Origin of the sequence: uncultured Gimesia sp. (assembly GCF_937910335.1) — a bacterium.
Taxonomy (GTDB): Bacteria; Planctomycetota; Planctomycetia; order Planctomycetales; family Planctomycetaceae; genus Gimesia.
The window spans coordinates 18,906-40,113 of the sequence record NZ_CALEMX010000549.1; the positions used below are offsets into that span (position 1 = coordinate 18,906).

Genomic DNA, 21,208 nt, shown 5'->3' on the forward strand with positions numbered 1-21,208 from the left:
CTTTCAGATGTACTTGACTCAGGGGCGACTCAGCCCCTTCTACTTGCGGGTATCATATCAAATGAACTCCCCGACAGAAAACCCAGACGGAGGAGTACTATCCATTAAGAAGGGGATTTCACGAAGTTTTAGGCAACCCGCGTTATTTCTGCATAGGTAACTGCTTTGACCAATAATTGAAAAGTATAAACAAAAACAGAAAAAACGATTCCCAGAAAGACGCCTGTTCCCATTATGTATAGAAGTGGAATCCCAGCATATTTAACCAGTATGAATCCCAAACCGATGCAGGCCGCTGGAATTAATATCACACTAAAGAAAATGGTTAGCATGATGAGCGCCACGCTTAGCAAGTTGCCATTGGTAATTTTTGTTGATTTAACAAAGGCATCAGCGCCCGGTAAATTCTGATCGATCAATAAGAAAGGATAAGGCCAGAACAGAAGTGTGAGGAAGAATCCAATCAGTATAAAGATCGCATTTCCAAAACCAACAATCAGTTCAAATAACAAAGAGCAGAGAATCATTCTCCCGAGAAAGGGACGTCCTGAAAATAATTCACTCACTCCCGGCTTCTCACCCAGCGCAATTTTCAATAGCAAGCTCTGTTTACCTATTTCAAAATAGGAAACAGCCATGATAACCAGCGGAATGACGAATAAGCACAGTACTGCTACGGCTCCAACCTGCGCCAGGGGGCTATTCTGGAATACAACCAACAGCGCGGCATACAAAAGCATGGCAAACCCTACAATGAACCCCACGGCTATAGTAGACAAAATATTGGCAAGAAAAGGAGCTGCAAGACACATCCCCAGATTCTGTTTGTAAAGCTCCCAAGACCGAGATAAAACGTCACCGACTCGAATCGTTTGCGACCTGATCCCTTCACGTTTAACCTTTGATTTCAGTAGTACTTCACCACAGGCACTACAGGCCATTGATCCAGCAGGGTTCAACTCATCACACATCTGACAGCTGATACTTTTTTCAGCAAGAAAACTCTGTTCCTCACAAATAGGTGTTTCGATCTCGAAAACAGCTAAAATGTCATCACTACCGACATCTTTCGGTAGCGGAACATCAATCGGCTCGCCACACTGCGGACACTTGGCTCTACGCCCCACTTTGTCATCCGAGGTTTTCAGGATCTTTTTGCAATGCGGGCAACTAAACTCAATCGTCAACTGACACCCTCTTCTACCGTCGAGATTCTATCTAGTAAGACTCACTGCAGACTTCTCAAGTTTTGTTTCATTACTCAGACTGGTTTAGCAATCAACGGCTCTCTCTTCACTGATTGGTCATCTCTGCGTAACTCACAGTTCCAACCAACATAAAAAAGGGAATTAGAAGAAGATAAACCGTTGCGAAAAAACAGAACATCATCAGTCCCAATATAACAGGAAACCCCTGCCCTCCCCCCTGGTCCATTCCAACACTCATTGCCACCATTGAGAGATAAGGCACGAGAAACACCCCCATCATCACCAGAGAGATCAAAAACATACTAAGCAGGTTCCCCTTGGTGATCTTTCTAGATTCAGAAAAGGCACGAATCCCTGGTAAATTTTGATCAATCAACAGAAAGGAATAAGGCCAGAATACCAGAAGAAAAATCAGGCCTGGAATAACAAATAACAGGTAGCAAGCAGTCCCCAAGAGCATAAATACGAGGCTACAGAGCAACATTCTTCCCAGATAGGGTCCACCACTGAATAGTTCACCAAAAGTCGGATGCTCGCCTCGAACCAATTTCAACAAAAATGACTGTACCCCAAGCATAAAATAATACTGAATGACCATGCTGAACAAAATCAATACAATGTAGAAAATGATGCCTAATATGATAAGCACCGTCGGGTCTGGCTGTATCAACATGGCTCCGCCACCAAATCCAACTATTGTTACGATCATCAAAAATGCAAATCCTGCGATCATACTGAGAAGATAGGCGACGAAATGAACGCCAATCACCGCTCCCAGATTTGTTTTGAATAACTTCCAGGAACGCGTAAGTACCTCCCCAACCTTGATAATACGGTGCTCCCAGTGACGACTCTTTCCAGAAGCCTGAAGTGTTTCGCCACATGCCTGACAGCTCGTATCTCTAGCAGGAATAGAAGCACCACACATCGGGCAGTCAATATTCCCTTGTGCCAGAAAGCTGGCTTCTTCTCGGACGGGTGAATTAGCGAGGAAACTTTCTTCTTCACTCAGAGGGCTTTCTCTATCCGCTTTGTCAAATCCATCGAAACCATCATCACTGGCAACGACTTCTGAAAGAGGTACATCAATGGTCTCACCACACTGGGGACACTTGGCCCTACACCCGGCTTTATCATCCGAGGTTTTAAGGACTTTTTTACATTGCTGACAACTAAATTCAATCGTCAAGGAGCGCCCTTTTATACCATTGACTTGCTATCCCGTAAGTCGCACTTCCAAATTCTCGATTTCTTTTCGAAATCAAATTGGACTAATCTCAATTCAATGACTCAAGTCAAAGCGTAATAGAACACATCTCTTAAAAGTACAACCATGTGATTGACAGTTAATTGATGTCGTTTTACTGACTCGTCATTTCAGCATAAGCGGCTGTCTGAACCATATAAGTGAAGGGAATAATGAAAATCAAACCGAATCCCAATGTGAGGAGGCCTCCTAATAGAGTAATCCCAAATAACGCCAATGAGAGACCGAACAGATTTAACTTATTGCCAGACATAACCTTCCGTGACTCAGAGATTGATTCGATTCCGGGTAAATTCCGGTCAACCAGAATAAAGGAGTAGGGCCAGAACATGAGCAACAAGATAATTCCGGGAATGATCAAAGCGATAAACCCTAGAAAAATAAATATAAAATAGATAATGCTGCAGACAAACATCCGTATAACAAAGGGGCCGCCGCTGAACAGGGTACTAAATTCAGGATTTTCGCCACGCACAATCTTGAGAAACGTTAACTGACCTCCCATCTGAAGGTAGAACAAGATCAAATAGATGAAAATATTTTGCACAAGCAGGATTGGCAACGGAATATCTGGTCCCATACCTCTCCCGCCCGCAGGAACCAGAGCAACTGCCAATAATCCTGAGATCATGCCAATCACAAACGAACCAATAAAGTAAATGACCCCTGCCAGTAGTGGCACTGCGATAGCCATCCCCAGGTTGGCCTTATAGACCTCCCAGCCACGAGAAAAAGCGTCGCCAATACTAAAGATTCGTGGTTCCCACTGCCCTTTACCTGAGCCTCTTGAAGCCTTGAGCGTCTCACCACATGCCTCACACTTTGCAGCGCCAGCGGGAACAGAAGCACCGCACATCGGGCAATCTGTGTCGCCCTGTGTCAGAAAGCTGTCTTCTTCTCGAACTGCTGAATCGGCAAGGAAACTCTGCTCTTCGCTTACAGGTGTTTCGCTGGCGGGTTCATCAAAACCATCGAAACCGTCATCACTGACAACGCCTCCCGGCAGTGGCACATCGATCGGCTCACCACACTGGGGACACTTGGCTCTACGCCCGGCTTTGTCATCCGAGGTTTTCAGGACTTTATTGCAATGCGAACAACTGAATTCAATCGTCAAGATTCTGTCCCCTTTAAAAACCTCATTCAGAATTAATCAGCAATGACCTCGGCCATAATTTCATCAGGAATATTAAAATTTGCTGTCACACTTTGAACATCATCATGATCTTCCAGTGCTTCCATAAGCTTGAGAACTTTTTTACCGTCATTTACTCCCAAATCAACAGTATTCGCTGGAATACGTGAAATTTCTGCCAGATTCGTTGGGATTTTTCTGCTCTCGAATTCCTCAGAAACCTGCTGAAATGCTTCGATACTGCAAGTCACTTCGAAAACATCACCATTGGCGGAAACATCATCTGCACCAACCTCCAAGGCAATTTCAAACAACTCATCTTCGTTCACATTTTCAGCCGGAACCAGAAACAGACCTTTGCGCTCGAACATCCAGGACACACAACCCGTGCTGCCAAGATTGCCGCCATGCACTTCGAAGGTCTTACGGATCTCACCCGCTGTTCGATTTCGGTTTTCTGTCAGTATGTCGCACAATACCGCGACTCCAGCGACGCCATAACCTTCATAGATCAATTCTTCAAATCGTTCGCCGGATGATTCTCCACACCCTTTTTTAACAGCGCGGTCAATATTATCCTTTGGCATACTGGCCTTGCGTGCTTTATCGATCGCATACCGCAAAGCCAAATTCATGCCGGGGTCTCCACCACCATGTTGTGCGGCCACAATAATTGCGCGGCTCAGTTTGCCAAAGAGTTTACCCCGTTTTTTATCTATCACGCCTTTCTTGGCGGCGATATTTGCCCAATGTGAATGACCGGCCATTTATGATTTGCTCAACTGAAAATTTAAAATGATGCTACTACGTCAGAACAACGTAAACTTGAAAAAACTGAACCTTAAAAACAATCCCAGGATAAAAAGCAATCAACTACTGATTCAGTTTTTTCTGAAGTTGGTCAATCAGTTTTGAATCGGGAAAGGCTGACTTTTGCGCTGCTTCTAATGCCTTCTTCCAAAGTTCTGATGCCTCTTTGGTTTTGTTTAATTTGTGATAACAGTCTGCCAGATGATCCAGAATTGTACTATCATCACCTCCAGGCAACTTATGGGCTCTCTCAAGATATTCCTGAGCCTCCTTATACTTCTGCTTTTTAAATAAGACCCATCCCATACTATCGAGATAAGCCATATTGTTTGGCTCTGACTTTAAAGCAATCCGAACCATCTTTTCTGCCTTGTCGAGATTTTTTCCCTGCTCGGCGTAAAGATATCCCAAGTCATTATTGATAGTAGGATTTTGTGGATCTGCGGCAAGCATCTCTTCTAGAACTGCTAGACCTTTGCCGATATCTCCTTGTTGCACATAGGTATTGGAGAGCATCGAATTGACTAAATACACGCTTTTCTTCTGCCCTGGATATTTTTTGAGGAAGTCCTGCATTTGCACAATTGCATTGTCCCAATCGCGACTATGGTAATAAATCCAAGCGTGCTGGTAATCAAGATCTGGAAATTTGGGCGCTATCTTGCGGGCTTCCGCGTTCGCTTTAAGAGCAACTGCTGTCTCGCCATTTCGCTCTCGGGCATCCGCTAATCGATACAACAAATCAATCCGCTGAGGCGCCAACAGTGGGTTTTTGACAGCTTTCTGCAATAACTCCGAGAGTTCTCCATACTGATTTTCTACTCTTAATAGAAAGCTGTATTCCAGTAGAAGCTTGTAAGCCCAAGTCCCTCTCACTTGAGGCTTGGCATGTTTTGCTGCTGAATCCATGGCGAACTGGTAGAATTCGTGCGCTGCCTCTTTCTGATCCGCTACTGCAGACAGTTTTGCAAGAATATATCCGGAATAGACGTCTAAGCCCGGCGGATCGTTATCTTTCAGTTTCTGAGCCTCTGCAATCAGGCCCCTCATGAATTTCTTGTCCTTGGACATCTTTTCCAGACTCGACTGGATTCTCTGAAGCCCATCTCCGCCCTGAACAATTCTGGAAAGTGTTTCAATCAGCTTCTGATAGTTCTGATTCTTTTGATACAAGGTTATCAAACCAGCCAATCCTTCAGAATCAGACGACTTGCCAATCGAATCCAGATAGATTTTTTCGGCTTCAGCAAACTGACCCTGATTTGCATACTGCTCTGCCAGATAGTAATTCAGTGTTCGATTAAAGCGATCTTTTTCTGCCAGTTTTTGCAGTTTGGGAATGAGCTCATCTGAACGATTCAAAGCTTTCAGAATCTCTGCCAGAAATTCATAAGCCTGACGCCCTTTTGACTGTAGCTGTGCATCATAGTAAGCCTGTAAAGAATCAAGCGCCTGTTGATACTGTTTCGACTTGAAATAAACTTGCGCCAAATGGTACTTCAAAATACCGGGACGCCCTTTTTGAGATTCTGCCGCTTTGTTGAATGCTTCGACAGCAAGTTTCAGGCGACCTGTCTCTAGAAATGACTGTCCGATCCGCTCATATAATTTGCCTTGCTTGGCTTCGAGCTGAGAACGAGAGTTGTATTCGAAAGTAAACTGATCTGGTTTTGTCAGAGCATTAAAAACCACTTCCCAACATTCTGCCGCCTTTTCTTTTTTACCTAACCGCTCATAGAGATTGGCCAGATCATGTTGAATAATTACATACACGCCCGATTTTTTATTGATCGTCGGAGAACTTGATGCTTTATTCAGAAAACTGACTGCCTCTTCAAAACGTCCCTGTCCGGCCATATGTAAACCCAGCTTCCGCATGAGTTCATAATCTTTTGGATCGAGCTCGACTGCTTTCTGGGCATACTGAATCGCTTCTTCTGTTTTATCCAGCCCCGAAGCCAACCTGATCAGAACTCGATAGATTTCAATCGAATTCGGATTATATTCCATCGCCTTTTTATAAGCTTCGTATGCTCCGATAAAATCATTGCGTGCCTCGCGCAAACGGCCTGTCATATACCAGGCGGCAGAATCGACTTCTTTCAGTTCTTCAGGAGTGCGCGGCTTTGACGGAATAAAGGGAAGCACGACATCATCAGCGACACCTTTTCCCAGAGAGAAGACTTTAGGAGTTGACTTCTTTTGAGAACTCTTCTCAACTCCCTTCTTTTCAGGCATTTCGGCTGAGAGAGATGCCAAACCAATTGAAACCAGTAAAGCGGGTAACAACACTATCTGCCTGGCTGTCATGATCGCCATCTTTGGAAAACCGCTCATCTTCAAACTCCATTATTGGAAACAGAGATTATTCATTCTCTATCTGAGACCATCTACTGTACTTGCTAGAACAGTAACAGAGAGCATTTATTGTAACGCCCTCTCACCATCTTCACCAAGACTGCTTTCTTCGGAATCTGCAATTTTAACATTGGAAAACAGAGGAATCTGCCTGATATTAGTATCGTGAAGGAATTTTGCAGCGAAAGGAGTGGTTGCTCGGCAATGATCGAGTTCCTGATCGCTTATTTTTTTTTCTTTGTGGTTGGTTTCTTTTTGGTAACCTTTTTCTTGGTTGCTGTCTTTTTAGCTGATACAGTTTTCCTGGTTGCTTTTTTCACAGTTTTTTTTACAGTTTTTTTTGCTGTTTTTTTCGCTGCCGTTTTTACTCGCTTGGCAGGTACTTTCTTTTTCACGCTGGCTTTCGTTTTTTTGGTTTTTGCGGATGCTTTCTTTTTCGTCACCCGTTTTTTCTGTTTGGAAAGTGGCTTGGCAAACATGGCTTCCAGCCGATTTGCCGCTTGCGTTAACTCCACTCCCTCCTCCGGTAAAGGATTCTTAAGTAAATTAAAGTCAGCCGCAAGTTCTTCGTCTGTTGAAAGACATCTCAATAAATGACTGAATAGAGGGACGTCTGCTTTTCGGACGCTTGATTTCAGATTGTCACTTGCCGTCTCTATGGATTCATCCACAGACAGCAGCCCGATCCACTTGGTAGCATTCAGGATTTTTTCATCCACCGGTAAAACATGACTCCCTAAGACAACCTGCAAAGTATGGTTGATCACAAACGGAGTTAATGTTTTCGTTCTCGTTAATTGTTTTTGTGCCTGCTCTAATGTTTTCTTTTTCAACGAATCCAGATCAAAACAATATTCTTTATCGAACACATATTGTAAAACCGACCTGATCCTATACGCTCGCCATTCTGCATCATCGACCGGTTTAAAAACCGATTCCAATTCCGAAATCGTGCTCACGCGAATTTCATTCAAGTCATGAAAGCCTGCCAGAAGAGTATCGAAAACTTCATCAGCCTGGGAATTCGTAGTATTCTCAAGACAAATGGCGTGTAATATTGTCTCTAATACAGGGCGATCATACTTTGGTAAGGTTGCTGAATATCGCTTTTTAAGCAGCGTGATCAGTTTCTTACAAATAGCCTGTTTATCTGATGTTGAAATTTTTTTAGCAACCATATCTGTCTGTGCTGTCTACGAGATATTTCAAATGGAAAGTAATGAATACAACTCTTTTATTTACGGAAACACTGTCTGTTAAGCTTCACGCGTTTCTTCATCGGTGCTCCGATCCTCTTCCGAAGATGATTCCTGCTCCGAAGTGTTCGTTTCTCGCTCGACTTGTAATTCATCCAAAATACGAAGTGCCTCCATTGAATCCTTCAAAGCAGAATCCTGAACAAATTGAATCACAGGTGTATAACGGGTCTGAATTCGATCTGCAATTTTAGATTGAATAAATCCTTTTGCAGAGTTCAATCCATGCATACAAAGTGCTTTTGACTTTTCATCTCCCATGATCGAAATATAAATCTTAGCTGACTGCACGTCCGGAGCTACTTCAACATGTAAAACCGTCACATTCTGGATACGAGGATCGCGCAATTGCAGCAGAATTGTTGTACTCACTGACTCTAATATCGCTTGAGCAATTTTTTCTATTCGACGGGTTGTCATTCAGTCCCCACAAGCATTCAATGATTGAATCGAGTCTACCTTAATTAGAAGACCCCTCAAGAGTTCGTTTGACCTCATTGATCCGGAATGCTTCTAACAGGTCTCCCTCCTTAATATCATTAAACCCAGATAGTAGAATACCACATTCCATGCCTTCGCGAACTTCCTTCACATCATCCTTTTCTCTTTTTAACGAGGCGAGACCATATTGATTAAGTATCTTCTGGTCTCGTATCAGATGTACTCGATCATTTCGATTGATCGTTCCATTCAATACACGACAACCAGCAATCTTTCCAAATCGACTAATCGAAAATGTCTGTAGAACCAAAGCACGTCCAGTTTGTTCCTGTACCAGTTCCGGACGCAACATCCCTTCCAGCGACAGTTTGATATCATCTAAGACTTCATAAATAATACTGTAACGCCGGATTTCGACATCTTCCTGTGTTGCAAGAGTTCGAGCTCGATCTTCGGCAATCACATGGAATGCAACGATAATTGCATTTGATGCACTCGCCAGATAGACATCACTTTCGTTCACTCCCCCAACCCCTTCATGCAGAATTTTAACCCGCACTTCTGGATGCTCAAACTTCCCGATTTCACTTCGAATCGCTTCCAGAGAACCTGGCGTATCAGCTTTGATAATCAGAGGCAGATCCTGAATCGCCCCTTCGTGGACAGAACTCATTATGTCTTCCAGAGTTCGAGGACCGCCACTGTGTCTCGATAAAGTATCGGCACGTCCTTCATCCCGACGCTCTTCAGCCAGTTCTCTCGCTTGATCAATGTCAGGAACCACAACAAAGTGATCACCGGCACCCGGTACTGTATCCAGGCCGGTTACCTTCACAGGCATTGAGGGAAAGGCCTCATCTAACTGCTGATCTTTGTCATCATACATGGCACGAATGTAACCATAAGATTTACCGCAGATCACGGCGTCACCTATCCGCAACGTACCAGTTTGAACAATCAACCAGGCTACAGAACCGCGACCTTCATCGCGGAAACCTTCCAGGCAGACACCAACGGCAGAACGATTCGGGTTTGCTTTGAGTTCATGTAGTTCAGCAGTCAACAACAGCGTTTCCAGAAGACTGTCGAGACCTGTGCCCTGTAAAGCCGAGACTCGTACCACTTCGGTTTCCCCACCCCATTCGGAGGGAAGCACATCTTGGCCAGCGAGATCCGTCAATACTTTTTGTTCGTTAATTTCGGGCAAATCAATTTTATTCATTGCCACAACCATTGGCACACCAGACGCTTTAACATGGCTGATACTTTCAGCGGTCTGAGGCATCACGCCATCATCGGCTGCTACAACCAGCACGACCATGTCTGTAACGTTCGCACCCCGTGATCGCATTTCACTAAAAGCGGCATGCCCGGGTGTATCCACAAAAGTCAACTTGTGCCCGTTATAATCTATTTGATAAGCGGCTATATGCTGGGTAATTCCCCCCGCTTCACCATCAACCACTTTCGTATTTCGAAGTGAATCGACAAGAGTCGTCTTTCCATGATCGACGTGACCCAATACGGTGATAATCGGTGGTCGTGTGATAAGATCTTCGGGAGCGTCTTCCTGATCAATAATCTCGGCAACAGTTTCCAAAGCACCCCTTTGCCGTTTAAAGGTCAGATCCACTCCTAATTCTAATGCCACTGCCAAAGCAGTTTCCTCTTCAAGAATCTGGTTGATGGTTACCATTTCACCAAATTCTTTAAACAGAATTGACATTATTGCTTTTGCCGGGCGCCCCATTGCCTCCGAAAGACTGCGTACCGTCATTGGCACTTCGACTTCCGCTTCTGTTTTATGAACAATCGCTCCTGAATCTTGCTTCCGTTTTGATCGACGGGGGCGACGGCCTACCGCTTCCTGCTGCTCGGTCCCATCAGGAGCAAAGACACGACGACCTTCTCTACGCTGTTTCCGCGCTTCGACCAGGCTCAGACTTCCTCGACGTTCTTTTGAATCTTCGTCCTGAGGATCGCGATCTTTCTCACGCTTTTTCTGTTCCGTATGCTGAGCCAGATGAGCGGCCAGAGGACTCTTTTGCTCTAGAATATCTGCAGTCAAACGAACTTCAGGCTTCTGTGCTTTTTCCTCTTTTTTCTTTACTTTAGGAATAACCGGTTGCTTATACGCAGGAGGAGCTGCCACTGAAGGCAATGCAGACTTGGTTTTCGATTTCGACTGCTGCTTGCCAGAACGTGTGGACCCTCGAGGTAACATCTCACGGATTGAGGAAGTATTTGTGTTTCCAGCAGGCATAAAATCATCACGGCTGAGAGCTTGCTCGGAATCACCCGCTTCAACTTCTTTTGACTTGCGTTTCAATGCGCCAGAACGAGACTCCTTAACCACTGCACCTGAAGATCCTTCCTCTACAGAAGAATCGTCTAGGGAATCGCCTGGGGAATCGCCTGGGGAATCGCCTGGGGAATCGGCAGCCCCTGCTTCTCCCTCAACTTGTTCAACCGCTACTCCTGAATCGCTTTCTTCTCCCGTATCTGAAAGCTCATCTTCATCTGATGCTCCGGAAGATTTTAGTGTTGTAGAACGAGTAGATTGTGATCGGGACGTCATAGCCTTGATGGTCCGCATCTTGGCCTGTTCACGTTGCGGTACCATCGTAGCCTGATCAACGGCCTCGACTGAATCACCAGAAGGTTGATCCTTCTTATTCAGATAGGCAATCACAATGTCACGTTCGTCGGGCGTGATGCTGGCCAAAGCGGAGTTCTTCAACTTCACCCCCGCTTGGTTACATTCATCGATCAGCACTTTGCTGTCCATTCCCAACTCTTTTGCAAGAGCAAAAATACGTATCTTCAACAGCTCTTCTCCCGTGAACAATTCTGCAATCCGTTTTTAAATTCAGTGAAATTCAAACGAATCACCTGATGAGACAACTGCCTCATAAAACTTACTCGTAATAAACGCTTTATTCCTGCTTTTCAGTAGACTCTTCTGTAGTATTCTCCGCATTCACCGGTACTTCTTCAGTAGCGACGACTTCATCTGTCTTTGTCTCGGGTTCAGCAGCGGCTTCCTCCGCGACGACACTCTCTTCAGCTTCAGTTTCGACGACTTCATCTGTCGTTGACTTGGATTCAGCAGAGGCTTCCTCCGCGACGACACTCTCATCAGCTTCCGAGCCGCTCACTTCAGCCTCAGATTCAGTCGCGGCCGGTTCTGAAGTTGCTTCAACTTCGGTAGCGACAGATTCCTTTTCGGCTGTGGCTTGCGGATTATTTTTCTTGGCGGCGCGCATTGCATCTTCTTCTGCTTCGACACGCTCACTTTCCCGATCTGCAACTTCCACAATCTGTGTGCATTGCTCAGCGGTCAGACCACCTAGTTCTGCCAACTGGTCTGGCTCGATAACGGATAAATCGTAGTAACTGAAAAACCCCTGTGAGACCAGGCTTTCAGCCAATTCTTCGGAAACTCCGGGGATTGAAGAAAATGCTTCTACTGTTTTATCCAACTGTTCATCCAACTCGCTTTGAGTCATCACTTCAATATCCCAACCGACCAGCTTGGAAGCCAGACGCACATTCTGCCCTTTTCGACCAATTGCCAGAGGAAGTTGATCCTCGCGTACGAGAACAATCACACGCCCTAACATCGGGCACAAAATGACGTCTTCCACTTCCGCAGGTTGTAATGAGTTCGGCACTAGAACCTGTAAAGAGTCATTCCAGCGGACAATATCAATCCGCTCGCCGGCAAGCTCATCTACAATATTCTTAATCCTGGCTCCTCGCATTCCCACGCAGGCTCCCACGCAATCGATGCTACTGTCCATACAGGATACTGCTACTTTGGATCGATAGCCAGCTTCGCGAGCCAACGAACGAACATCAATAATTCGATCCGAGACTTCAGGAATTTCCAGTTCGAATAATCGCCGCACCATATCCGGATGAGTTCGTGAGAGAATCACCTTTACCCGGCTACCCGCTTTACGTACATCCAGCACAATCGCACGCGCACGATCACCGACCCGAAACGATTCACCGGGTATCTGTTCGCCTCGCGGTAGAATGCCTTCTATTTTTCCCAGGTTGATCAGCACTGCCCCACCTTCGACTCGCGAGACGCTTCCCGAAACCGATTGATGTTGCATTTCCAGATATTCATCAAAAACAGAATCTCGTTCCGCTTCACGAATTTTTTGGATCATGACCTGCTTGGCTGTTTGTGCCGCAACACGCCCCAGAATTTCACCTAGAATATCCTGAGCCAACTTTTCCTCATCACAAAAAACGGTCGGTTCACCTGAATCACGGTCAATATGGACAGAAAGTTCATGGTCATCTCCGAAGTGCCTGCGCGCAGCCGATAAGATTGCCTGTTCAATCCCACCAAACACGATCTCTTTATCAATGCTTTTATCGCGTTGAATGGCATCAACAATCCTGAGAACTTCCTTACCGTCCATAATTGTGTTTCCTTCATTCGACAGTTGCTAAGCTCAACTGACTCGAAAACTACTTCAAACAAGACCTGAACCAGTCAAATCTATTTCTCCTGACACTGTTGAATACCCAAATTCAGCAGTACCACCATTAACAAAAAAAAGCGGGAACATGCCCACTTTATGACTACCATCACTACCGTATAACGGTAGCCTGGCAGAGCCGTAATTGTCATTAAAGAAATAACAAATCACGACAATCGGATTGGTGAGCTAAAGCTCGAGTTCCAACCAGCCTACATATCAGAGGACTCCATTCGAGTTTACGAATGCCGATTTATCACAAAGAAACAAACAGCCACATTGGCTTGTTCCCCCTTGCAAACACACTGAACACCAGTATGCAAAACAATTGCGCATAAGGCATCCCACAGAGGATACCCTATTATCCACTGAAATTAATCTCCGCGCGCTCAGATGTCAAGCACCGCAGGCAACTATTTCAGAACGACTTAGTACCTGTATTCGAGAATCAGACCACAGAGCCGAATACTGTTTCTATTTACAGGTAATAGCGACCCGTCAAACCTATTTAGAATCAAAAATCGGATCTGCCACGTTTCGGCCAATTTCTTCAGATGTGGAAAGATTGATCTCCATCAAAATCGAAATCTACTATAGTATTGGAATGAATTCTCGGATGAAGCGATTACTTTTCGATTTTGCCGGGTTAGTTATCAGGAAAACATCTCCACACTTCTGAAGGACGGTCCCATAATGTCACGTTTAATCCCGCTTTTGATTTTCTGCATCGGATTCCCCATCACCGCGGCTGCACAGCCAACTGCACCAAACGACCCTTTTGCCCAACAAAAAATAGCCGCTGATCAAGCTCAGCAAAAAGGCGATTATGCGAAGTCTATTGAACTGACATCGCAAATTTTGCAACAAAAGCCGGATGACCATATCGCCTACTATCTGAGAGCCAGTGCGCGCGTGGAATCAGGCAGAGCACAGGGAAATGCAAAAACCATCAGAGACGGGATCGGCGATGCACGTGAAGCTATCCGGTTCAGTCAAAATCAAAATGTGAATTACTATCTGCCATATCTCTACGGAATGATAAATCTGGCTGTCATGGAAAACAAAAAGAGTCATGGAGAGACAGCCTTAGGTGTTGCCAATCAAATTCTGGTCCGCCCGAATCTGACTGCTGAAGAACGAGCCAATTTCCACTATCAGCGAGGGATGATCTTTCTACCTTTGAATAAACCACAGGAAGCCGCGAAAGACTTCACCGAAACAATTAAACTTTCCCCTAACCATTTTGCAGCTTTACTGGCACTGCCAGATGCTTATGCATTAGCTGGAAATAATGAAATGGCGCTCGCCAGTTTTAATCAGGTTGCACAAAAACAACCTGATTCTCCAGTTGTTTACAACAACCGCGCCATGTATTTCCAACAACAGGGAAAACTTCAGGATGCCATCAATGACTTCTCCCGCGCGATTCAGATCGATCCTAAATACCACCATGCCATTACAAATCGAGGCTTTGCATACCTGGAAGGCGGTAAACCCGAGACAGCTGAAGCAGATTTGACACAATCGCTCTCTATTGCCCCAAATCAACCATTCGTCCTGGGAATGAGAGGAGAGGCGCGGCTTCTGCAAGGAAAGATTACTCAGGCCATCGAAGATCAGAAACAGGCGGTGCAACTAGATCCGCAAAATGCGGCCCTGCGTTCTGACTTAGGATTTTCCTACTTTTTCAGTCAGAATTATCCTGCTGCCATTACCGAGTTCAACCTGGCGGCAAAGCTAGCTCCGGAGCAGATGAAAGTATTAAATCCCTGGATTTACCTGGCAATGATTCGCAGTAACCAAAAACCTGCAGCAGATGCAAAATTTCAATCGGTTCTTGCACAAAAACCAGACTCACGCGATTCCGTTGACAATCTCCTGGCTTATTTAATGGGTGCGGTTACTCAAGCTGATCTGATTAAATCCATCGACCTCAAAGACCAGGAACGCGCAAAAGCCCAAACTTGCGAAGCATACTTTTTCATCGGGCAAAAAGCCCTCCTTGCCAATGACAATGCAACCGCCACTCAAAATTTTCAGCAAGCCCTCAATACCAACATGAAGAATCTGTCGGCATATCGTGGTGCTCAATACGCACTCAAAAAGTTTTAACCTGTGGCCAAGTTTAGCTTAGCATCTTGAATCCCATTTGAACCGAGTGCCATAGAATGAAAGGCGCTATGCTGAAATGGAATGCGATCAAGAAAAAAGCCCCGGGAAGCGTTACATTGCTTTCCGGGGCTGATTATTTTTATTGCCCAATCTGGTAATTTCACGGACAGATGATTTCACGCACCGCAAATCACGGAAGCGCTGGCTTGCCCGAATGTCGTAGAGCTGATTTTCAAAAACAGTTTGTTATTTGTTGCCAGAGGTTCATTTCGAACCACATTCAAAGGGCAATCTGCATCGGGTGTTTCATAGTTTAATGTCGCGGGAATCACACCCTGCTTGAGAGCAACCAGCGAACCACTGGCTTCGACAATTCCACAGCCAGACCCGGAATTTCCAAAGTAACTTTTAAGCGCCGTCACTGGAATTTCTGTGGCTTGATCCCCAAAGACATCCTGAATCGCCTGAAACTCTAAAACATCAAAAACCTGCTCTCCCAGGCCATGTGCATTGATATGGCCGATATCACCCGGCTCGACCCCGGCATTTTTCAATGCCGATTTGATCGAGTTGGACATTGCCGCTCGCATATTAGCTGTTCCATCCCGATTGATGACACACGAGGCACCAGAACCTAAAAGCTCACCCCAAATTTTTGCGCCACGATTTTCCGCATGCGATTTTTCTTCCAAAAGCAGTGAGCAAGCTGCCTCACCGACAACCTGACCTGTCCGCGTATTGTCAAAGGGACGAGAACGTTGAGAAAACTCGGCTGGCGAGTCTGCCAACTGATCCCAGAATTTGGCATGTATCGACTTGATCTCATGCACCCGAGTTCCCGTCACACCCGCAATCATCACATCAGCCCAGCCACGTTCTATGACGCGCTGCGCTTCCCCCAACACCAGATTACCAGAGGCTTCTGCTTGTGTAATTGAGTTGCTTGGCCCACGTGCATCAATAATGATTCCAATATGGCACGCTGGCATGTTAGGTAGATACTTCAATAACCACAGCGGTTCCATCTTAGGCAACCCATCGGCGCCCCATCGTTTGTATTCGAATTTGGACCCATCAGAACTGGCAACGCAAGCACCAAAAAGCACTTCAGGCGGGCTTAACATTAAATTGGCGCCGAATTCGATTCCGAAGCGTTCGCTATCGACTGCTTCCAGATCCAATGCAGAGTCTTCAACCGCCAGATTTGCGGAAGCCACTCCCAATTGAATTTCGCGGCACATGACCTTCAGGCTTCTCCGCTGATTCTTAAGATACTGTTTTTTGATCGTACTGGAATTGAAATCAGAAACTTCGCCTACACAGGTATCTGGTGCTGCCAGATAGGCATATAATTCTGATTTTTTAATGCCCGATTTACCCGACATCAAACTCTCTTGAAACGCGTCCACTCCGATCCCGATAGGACTGAGAATACCCATCCCCGTTATCAGAATTCGTCGTTTTGAATCTGTATTCATTTGAATCTCTTTAGAAAGTCCCGCTTACACACTTTGACAGTTGCTTTGAATCATGTACTTTTATCGTAGAACACATTCATCCCAGAACAACCCCCCTACAAGCAAGAGGCCAAAAAACCTGTGCATGTAGGTAAGAATTCAGAAAGAATATGGTTTTTAGACTCTGGAGTTTTCCACTTGATTTCTACTTTATTGACCCAGCTTTGCTGCAGAAAACCAGCGAGTATACACGATTCAGACCCTAGGAAACACCTGTAACAGGGGATAGCTAAGACAATCGACGCATGATTTTCAACCCTGAAGCAACACTCAGCTAAAGAATTATTCGGGAAAACTCTACTTCTCCACGAATGTGCTGAAAACGACCGCCCTCAATAATCATGCGATCAGTGACTTCGACGATTCTATCAAGAAGGCACTTAAGGAGCTTTTTGCAGGACCAGACAGGCATTATGCCCGCCAAAGCCAAAGCTGTTCTTCATCACCCGCTCAATTTTCATCTCGCGTGGCTCATTCGGGATGTAATCGAGATTACACCGTTCGTCAGGTTCATCAAGATTGATGGTCGGAGGTCCAACCTGTTCCTGAAGTGCTTTCATAGCAACGACAAATTCCACACCCCCAGATGCCCCCAGTAAATGGCCTAAATGCCCTTTTGTACTGGAAACAGGCATCGATTTCACTCGCGCGCCAAAAACAGAATTGATCGCAGCTGTTTCTGCTACATCACCCAAAGGTGTGCTGGTCCCATGTGTATTGATATAATCTATGTCGTCGGTATTCAATCCGGCATCTTTAATGGCATGTTGCATGGCACGTGCCGCTCCACGCCCCTCAGGATCCGGAGCCGTCATATGAGTCCCATCAGCTGACATTCCATACCCAACGAGTTCTGCCAGAATGGGAATGCCACGCTTTTTGGCATGTTCATATTCTTCAAGCACGATAATCCCGGCACCTTCTGCCATCACAAATCCGTCACGATCGCGGTCAAAAGGACGACTGGCTGATTGAGGATCATCATTGCGAGTCGACAGAGCATTCATGCGGGCAAAGCCGGAAAGCCCCATCGGAGTCACGGCAGCTTCGCTACCACCTGTTATCATGATATCGGCTACGTCATGCTGAATCAGCTTAAATGCGTCTCCAATTGCGTTTGTCGCAGACGCACAGGCTGTCGCAACTGCGCTATTTGGACCTTTTAAACCATAGGTAACAGAAATATTTCCGCTAGCAGCATTCACCATCAACTTGGGAATCATAAAAGGAGAAACACGAGCGGGACCCTGATTGTAAAGACGATCGTGCTGACTTTCGATTTCATTCAGTCCGCCAATCCCACTTCCCACCAGAACGCCTCTGCGGTAAGGATCACCTTCAAAGTCTTCCAATTGAGCCTGCCGATAGGCTATATGAGCACCAACCAGACCAAACTGCACAAAGCGGTCGACTCGTTTCAGCTCTTTTGCGGTGATATTGGTATAATCTGCGGCGTTAAAGTCTTTGATTTCGCCACCAAAACGCACCTTGTAGTCGCTGCAGTCAAAGCGTTCCACCAAACCTACGCCACTTTTCCCAGCGCATAATTTGTCCCAAAACTCTGAGACATCCAAACCCAGAGCCGTTACAACTGAAGCCCCCGTAACGACAACTCGCCTGCGCATTCTTGAACTCTTCCTACAATGACAAGACAGGACTCTATAAAAATCAAAACCAACAGTGCGTTTCGACTGAAGCTAGACTGCTAATGCTTAGCTGGCTTTCTCAGTGATATAACCAACGACATCGCCTACAGTTTTAATTTTGTCATAATCATCATCCGGAATCGTTACATCAAACTCGTCTTCAAATCCCATAACCAGTTCAACAATGTCCAATGAATCGGCTTTTAAGTCGTCGATAAATTTGCTCTCAAGCGTGATTTCTTCTTTAGGATGGCCCAATTGCTCGCTAACGATACCAACCACTTTTTCTTCGATTGACACTCTAATTCTCCTTCACCATCTTAGTGATTTTTAACTTTTTGTATGGCCGGAAACAGCTTTACCATACCAACTTGGATTGATTCGCAACTCGTCGTAGCGATGATATATCCTGTTTCCCTAATTATGTAAACCTTAAATTGAGACAAGAATTCTGAGTCTTATATACTTACCCAAAGTTATCTCATAATTTGATTGAGCTTACTTTTCCAGTCTGAGAACACCTGATTTATGGTTCTCAATCATTTTCTTCATTCGCTCTTCGTAAGTTGTTTTAGCACAGATCGATAGATTAGATCAAGCTCTGACTAACCTGGGGAAATGTACCTGATTACACCAGAGACACCCTGACTGAGTCATCCAATACCGGATTTCGACTCAAACTACCTTCCATCACTCAGGAATCATTGATTGTTTCGCACGAAATCTTACGATTGACTCGCTTCATTAATCCTTTGAGTACCTTACCAGGACCAATTTCATAAAATTCGTCGAAGCCCGCATCAAGCATCTTACGCAGCGAATCTTCCCAGAGAACCGGGCTGATCACCTGACGTATCAGTAATTCGCGAATCTCATCCGGATCTTCATGAATTTCCGCATCGACATTCGAAATCACCGGGATTTCAGGCTTTTTGAGACCCACTCCCCCCAATGCCTCTGACAACCGACTGTCGGCAGGTTTCATGATTTCCGTATGAAAGGCACCTGCAACCGCTAACGGAATTGCCCGGCCTCCCTCCTGCTCTGCCAATTCTGCTGCCCGTTCGCAGGCACTGTTTTCTCCGGAAAGCACGATATTTCCGGGGCATAAGTAATTGGCTATCCAAATTTTCCCCGCAGAAGAAGCCGCTGCACAGATCTCACTCACCTTTTCGCGATCCAGCAGCAAAACACTGACCATACCGGACGGATTGGCATCAGCGGCGGCCTGCATCGCTTCTCCACGACGCTGCACAACACGCAAGCCATCTTCAAATGTCATGGCTCCAGCAAAAACCAATGCCGTATATTCGCCCAGGCTTAAACCAGCTGCCATCTCACAACCTAAGACTTTATCGGGAGAATCAGCACGTAACATTTCCAGAGCGGCCAGACTGGTCACAAACAACGCGGGCTGGCTGACAACCGTGGAATCCAGATCTTCACTGGGACCTTCGAAACAAATCTTGGCCAAATCATATTGAAGTATTTCAGCTGCTCGATCAAAAAGTTCCTGCGCCGCCGGGTATTTTTCGACAATCGTTTTGCCCATGCCGAGATGCTGAGCACCTTGACCGGGAAATAAAAAAGCGATTCTGCTCACGAGTCGATCCCTCTATTATCTATAAAAGTGCGCTGAAACAATTGAGTCGTGTCAGGACACAGGTTTCTGTGCTAAATGTTCGGCAATTTGAGAGTTAATGCCGCGATCCTTGAACATGGCACTCCCCCTTAAGGCATTGGAGATGGAATGGGCATCACTCGAACCATGACAAATGATACAGATACCATCAATTCCCAACAGAGGGGCTCCACCCGTCTCGTGATAGCGAAACCGCTTACCCAGATCTTGAAATGCCTGCTTTGCCTGATTTCGTTCCACATCCAGACTGCCCAGAATATGCTTTGAAGCAGCCTGCATCAGGAAATCTGCCATTCCTTCACTGACTTTCAACACCACATTCCCCACAAATCCTTCACAAATTAAAACGTCAGCCTCGCCCTGATAGAGACCTCGTCCCTCCACATTTCCGACAAAGCTGTCTTTCAAAGGACTCTCATTCAATAGCTGGAACGTTTCCCGATAAAGATCATTCCCCTTAACGTCTTCGCTGCCAATATTAATCAACCCGATCTTCGGAGATTCGATATGCAGCACTTCGCGGGCATAAATTTCACCCATGACGGCATATTGATAAAGGTGTGAAGGACGCGCCGAAGGGTTGGCACCAACATCCATGAGAACAGCATGACCGGCTGTTGTCGGCAAGGTAACCGCGATACCAGGACGTTTGACTGACTTCAAAAACAGCCGGGTTTTCAAGCCTGATGCGACCACTGCCCCGGTATTTCCGGCACTGACGATGGCATCCACTTCACGAGCAGCCATCAATTTCCAACAGATTGAAATCGAACTGTCCGGCTTTTGACGCATCGCTTCTGTTGGTTTTTCTTCCATGCCTACGACTTGACTGGCATGCGAAACCGAAAGGCGATCTCCCTGATAGCCGGAAGCTTCGATCTCTGCTTCGATTTGATCCTGAGGACCAACTAATGTAACACACAGCGCAGGATCTGCCTGCAATGCCGAGATTGCGCCTTCGATATTCGGTTTGGGGGCAGCGTCTCCCCCCATAGCATCCAGTGCAATCCGCATTGAGGTTTAGTCCTCAGTATCAACAAGGGTACGACCCTGATAGTAACCGCAATGAGGGCAAATAGCATGGGTAGGGGACGCGGTTCCACACTGTGGACAGTAAGTCGGCTTGCTAGCCTTGATACCATTATGACTGCGTCTCTTACGAGAATTGGATTTGGACATCCTTCTTTTAGGAACTGCCATGAAAAAGACCGCCTTAAAACACCTGACTTAACTTAAACTATACGTGTAACACAACTTAACGTTAATTATTCATCCTGTGAGCGCACGGAGACCTCTCTTACCAGCTTTTCTGACAGG

17 protein-coding genes are annotated in these 21,208 nt (G+C 45.8%); 1 reads left to right on the plus strand and 16 read right to left on the minus strand.

What is annotated here, in order from left to right; translation table 11 throughout:
* Window positions 1-128: 128 nt before the first annotated feature.
* The 10 genes from Q0668_RS22605 to Q0668_RS25990 all read right to left on the minus strand — a co-directional run bounded on the left by Q0668_RS22605 (window position 129) and on the right by Q0668_RS25990 (window position 13,841).
* Complete coding sequence (locus tag Q0668_RS22605) at window positions 129-1,187, minus strand: hypothetical protein (protein ID WP_298868799.1); 1,059 nt, start codon at window positions 1,185-1,187, stop codon at window positions 129-131.
* A 106-nt stretch (window positions 1,188-1,293) separates the two neighbouring features.
* On the minus strand, window positions 1,294-2,397 hold the full coding sequence (locus tag Q0668_RS22610; RefSeq protein ID WP_298868800.1) for a DUF975 family protein: 1,104 nt from the start codon (window positions 2,395-2,397) through the stop codon (window positions 1,294-1,296).
* A 172-nt stretch (window positions 2,398-2,569) separates the two neighbouring features.
* Complete coding sequence (locus Q0668_RS22615) at window positions 2,570-3,592, minus strand: DUF975 family protein (RefSeq protein WP_298868801.1); 1,023 nt, start codon at window positions 3,590-3,592, stop codon at window positions 2,570-2,572.
* Window positions 3,593-3,624: 32 nt separating this feature from the next.
* Window positions 3,625-4,377, minus strand: coding sequence for a YebC/PmpR family DNA-binding transcriptional regulator (locus tag Q0668_RS22620; RefSeq protein ID WP_298868802.1), 753 nt, complete (start codon window positions 4,375-4,377; stop codon window positions 3,625-3,627).
* Window positions 4,378-4,483: 106 nt separating this feature from the next.
* Window positions 4,484-6,757 carry a tetratricopeptide repeat protein gene (locus Q0668_RS22625; protein WP_298868803.1) on the minus strand — a complete coding sequence of 758 codons (2,274 nt, stop codon included), beginning with the start codon at window positions 6,755-6,757 and terminating at the stop codon, window positions 4,484-4,486.
* Window positions 6,758-7,002: 245 nt separating this feature from the next.
* Window positions 7,003-7,956 (minus strand): hypothetical protein, encoded by a 954-nt coding sequence (locus tag Q0668_RS22630; protein WP_298868804.1) that lies wholly within the window; start codon window positions 7,954-7,956, stop codon window positions 7,003-7,005.
* A gap of 78 nt (window positions 7,957-8,034) precedes the next feature.
* Window positions 8,035-8,454: a 30S ribosome-binding factor RbfA gene (gene rbfA / locus Q0668_RS22635; RefSeq protein WP_298868805.1), complete on the minus strand. Its 420-nt coding sequence runs from the start codon at window positions 8,452-8,454 to the stop codon at window positions 8,035-8,037.
* Between the two features lie 40 nt (window positions 8,455-8,494).
* Window positions 8,495-11,302 carry a translation initiation factor IF-2 gene (infB, locus tag Q0668_RS22640; RefSeq protein ID WP_298868806.1) on the minus strand — a complete coding sequence of 936 codons (2,808 nt, stop codon included), beginning with the start codon at window positions 11,300-11,302 and terminating at the stop codon, window positions 8,495-8,497.
* A gap of 109 nt (window positions 11,303-11,411) precedes the next feature.
* The gene (gene nusA, locus Q0668_RS22645) at window positions 11,412-12,914 is read right to left on the minus strand and encodes a transcription termination factor NusA (RefSeq protein WP_298868807.1); all 1,503 of its coding nucleotides are present in this window, start codon (window positions 12,912-12,914) and stop codon (window positions 11,412-11,414) included.
* 762 nt (window positions 12,915-13,676) lie between these two features.
* On the minus strand, window positions 13,677-13,841 hold the full coding sequence (locus Q0668_RS25990; RefSeq protein ID WP_366918978.1) for a 4Fe-4S binding protein: 165 nt from the start codon (window positions 13,839-13,841) through the stop codon (window positions 13,677-13,679).
* On the opposite strand from Q0668_RS25990, the gene Q0668_RS22650 reads away from it, so the two are divergent.
* Window positions 13,767-15,086, plus strand: a complete 1,320-nt coding sequence (locus Q0668_RS22650) for a tetratricopeptide repeat protein (RefSeq protein WP_366918979.1) — start codon at window positions 13,767-13,769, stop codon at window positions 15,084-15,086. The two genes, Q0668_RS25990 and Q0668_RS22650, sit on opposite strands and share 75 nt — an antisense overlap.
* Before the next feature lie 176 nt (window positions 15,087-15,262).
* On the opposite strand, the gene Q0668_RS22655 is transcribed toward Q0668_RS22650, so the two are convergent.
* The 6 genes from Q0668_RS22655 to rpmF all read right to left on the minus strand — a co-directional run bounded on the left by Q0668_RS22655 (window position 15,263) and on the right by rpmF (window position 21,091).
* Entirely contained in the window at window positions 15,263-16,564 is a 1,302-nt protein-coding gene (locus Q0668_RS22655) for a beta-ketoacyl-[acyl-carrier-protein] synthase family protein (protein ID WP_298868809.1), read from the minus strand.
* 419 nt (window positions 16,565-16,983) lie between these two features.
* The gene (gene fabF / locus Q0668_RS22660; protein WP_298868810.1) at window positions 16,984-18,228 is read right to left on the minus strand and encodes a beta-ketoacyl-ACP synthase II; all 1,245 of its coding nucleotides are present in this window, start codon (window positions 18,226-18,228) and stop codon (window positions 16,984-16,986) included.
* 87 nt (window positions 18,229-18,315) lie between these two features.
* Window positions 18,316-18,549 (minus strand): acyl carrier protein, encoded by a 234-nt coding sequence (gene acpP / locus Q0668_RS22665; protein ID WP_298868811.1) that lies wholly within the window; start codon window positions 18,547-18,549, stop codon window positions 18,316-18,318.
* 394 nt (window positions 18,550-18,943) lie between these two features.
* Entirely contained in the window at window positions 18,944-19,852 is a 909-nt protein-coding gene (gene fabD / locus Q0668_RS22670) for an ACP S-malonyltransferase (protein WP_298868812.1), read from the minus strand.
* A gap of 51 nt (window positions 19,853-19,903) precedes the next feature.
* On the minus strand, window positions 19,904-20,905 hold the full coding sequence (plsX, locus tag Q0668_RS22675; protein ID WP_298868813.1) for a phosphate acyltransferase PlsX: 1,002 nt from the start codon (window positions 20,903-20,905) through the stop codon (window positions 19,904-19,906).
* A 6-nt stretch (window positions 20,906-20,911) separates the two neighbouring features.
* Complete coding sequence (gene rpmF, locus Q0668_RS22680) at window positions 20,912-21,091, minus strand: 50S ribosomal protein L32 (protein ID WP_298868814.1); 180 nt, start codon at window positions 21,089-21,091, stop codon at window positions 20,912-20,914.
* Window positions 21,092-21,208: the final 117 nt, after the last annotated feature.

Bases quoted from the DNA above. Each gene is read 5' to 3' on its own strand.
- Q0668_RS22630 (WP_298868804.1), bottom strand. From the start codon at position 7,956: ATGGTTGCTAAAAAAATTTCAACATCAGATAAACAGGCTATTTGTAAG.
- fabF (WP_298868810.1), bottom strand. From the start codon at position 18,228: ATGCGCAGGCGAGTTGTCGTTACGGGGGCTTCAGTTGTAACGGCTCTG.
- Q0668_RS22620 (WP_298868802.1), bottom strand. From the start codon at position 4,377: ATGGCCGGTCATTCACATTGGGCAAATATCGCCGCCAAGAAAGGCGTG.
- rpmF (WP_298868814.1), bottom strand. From the start codon at position 21,091: ATGGCAGTTCCTAAAAGAAGGATGTCCAAATCCAATTCTCGTAAGAGA.
- plsX (WP_298868813.1), bottom strand. From the start codon at position 20,905: ATGCGGATTGCACTGGATGCTATGGGGGGAGACGCTGCCCCCAAACCG.
- nusA (WP_298868807.1), bottom strand. From the start codon at position 12,914: ATGGACGGTAAGGAAGTTCTCAGGATTGTTGATGCCATTCAACGCGAT.
- rbfA (WP_298868805.1), bottom strand. From the start codon at position 8,454: ATGACAACCCGTCGAATAGAAAAAATTGCTCAAGCGATATTAGAGTCA.
- Q0668_RS22625 (WP_298868803.1), bottom strand. From the start codon at position 6,757: ATGAGCGGTTTTCCAAAGATGGCGATCATGACAGCCAGGCAGATAGTG.
- Q0668_RS22655 (WP_298868809.1), bottom strand. From the start codon at position 16,564: ATGAATACAGATTCAAAACGACGAATTCTGATAACGGGGATGGGTATT.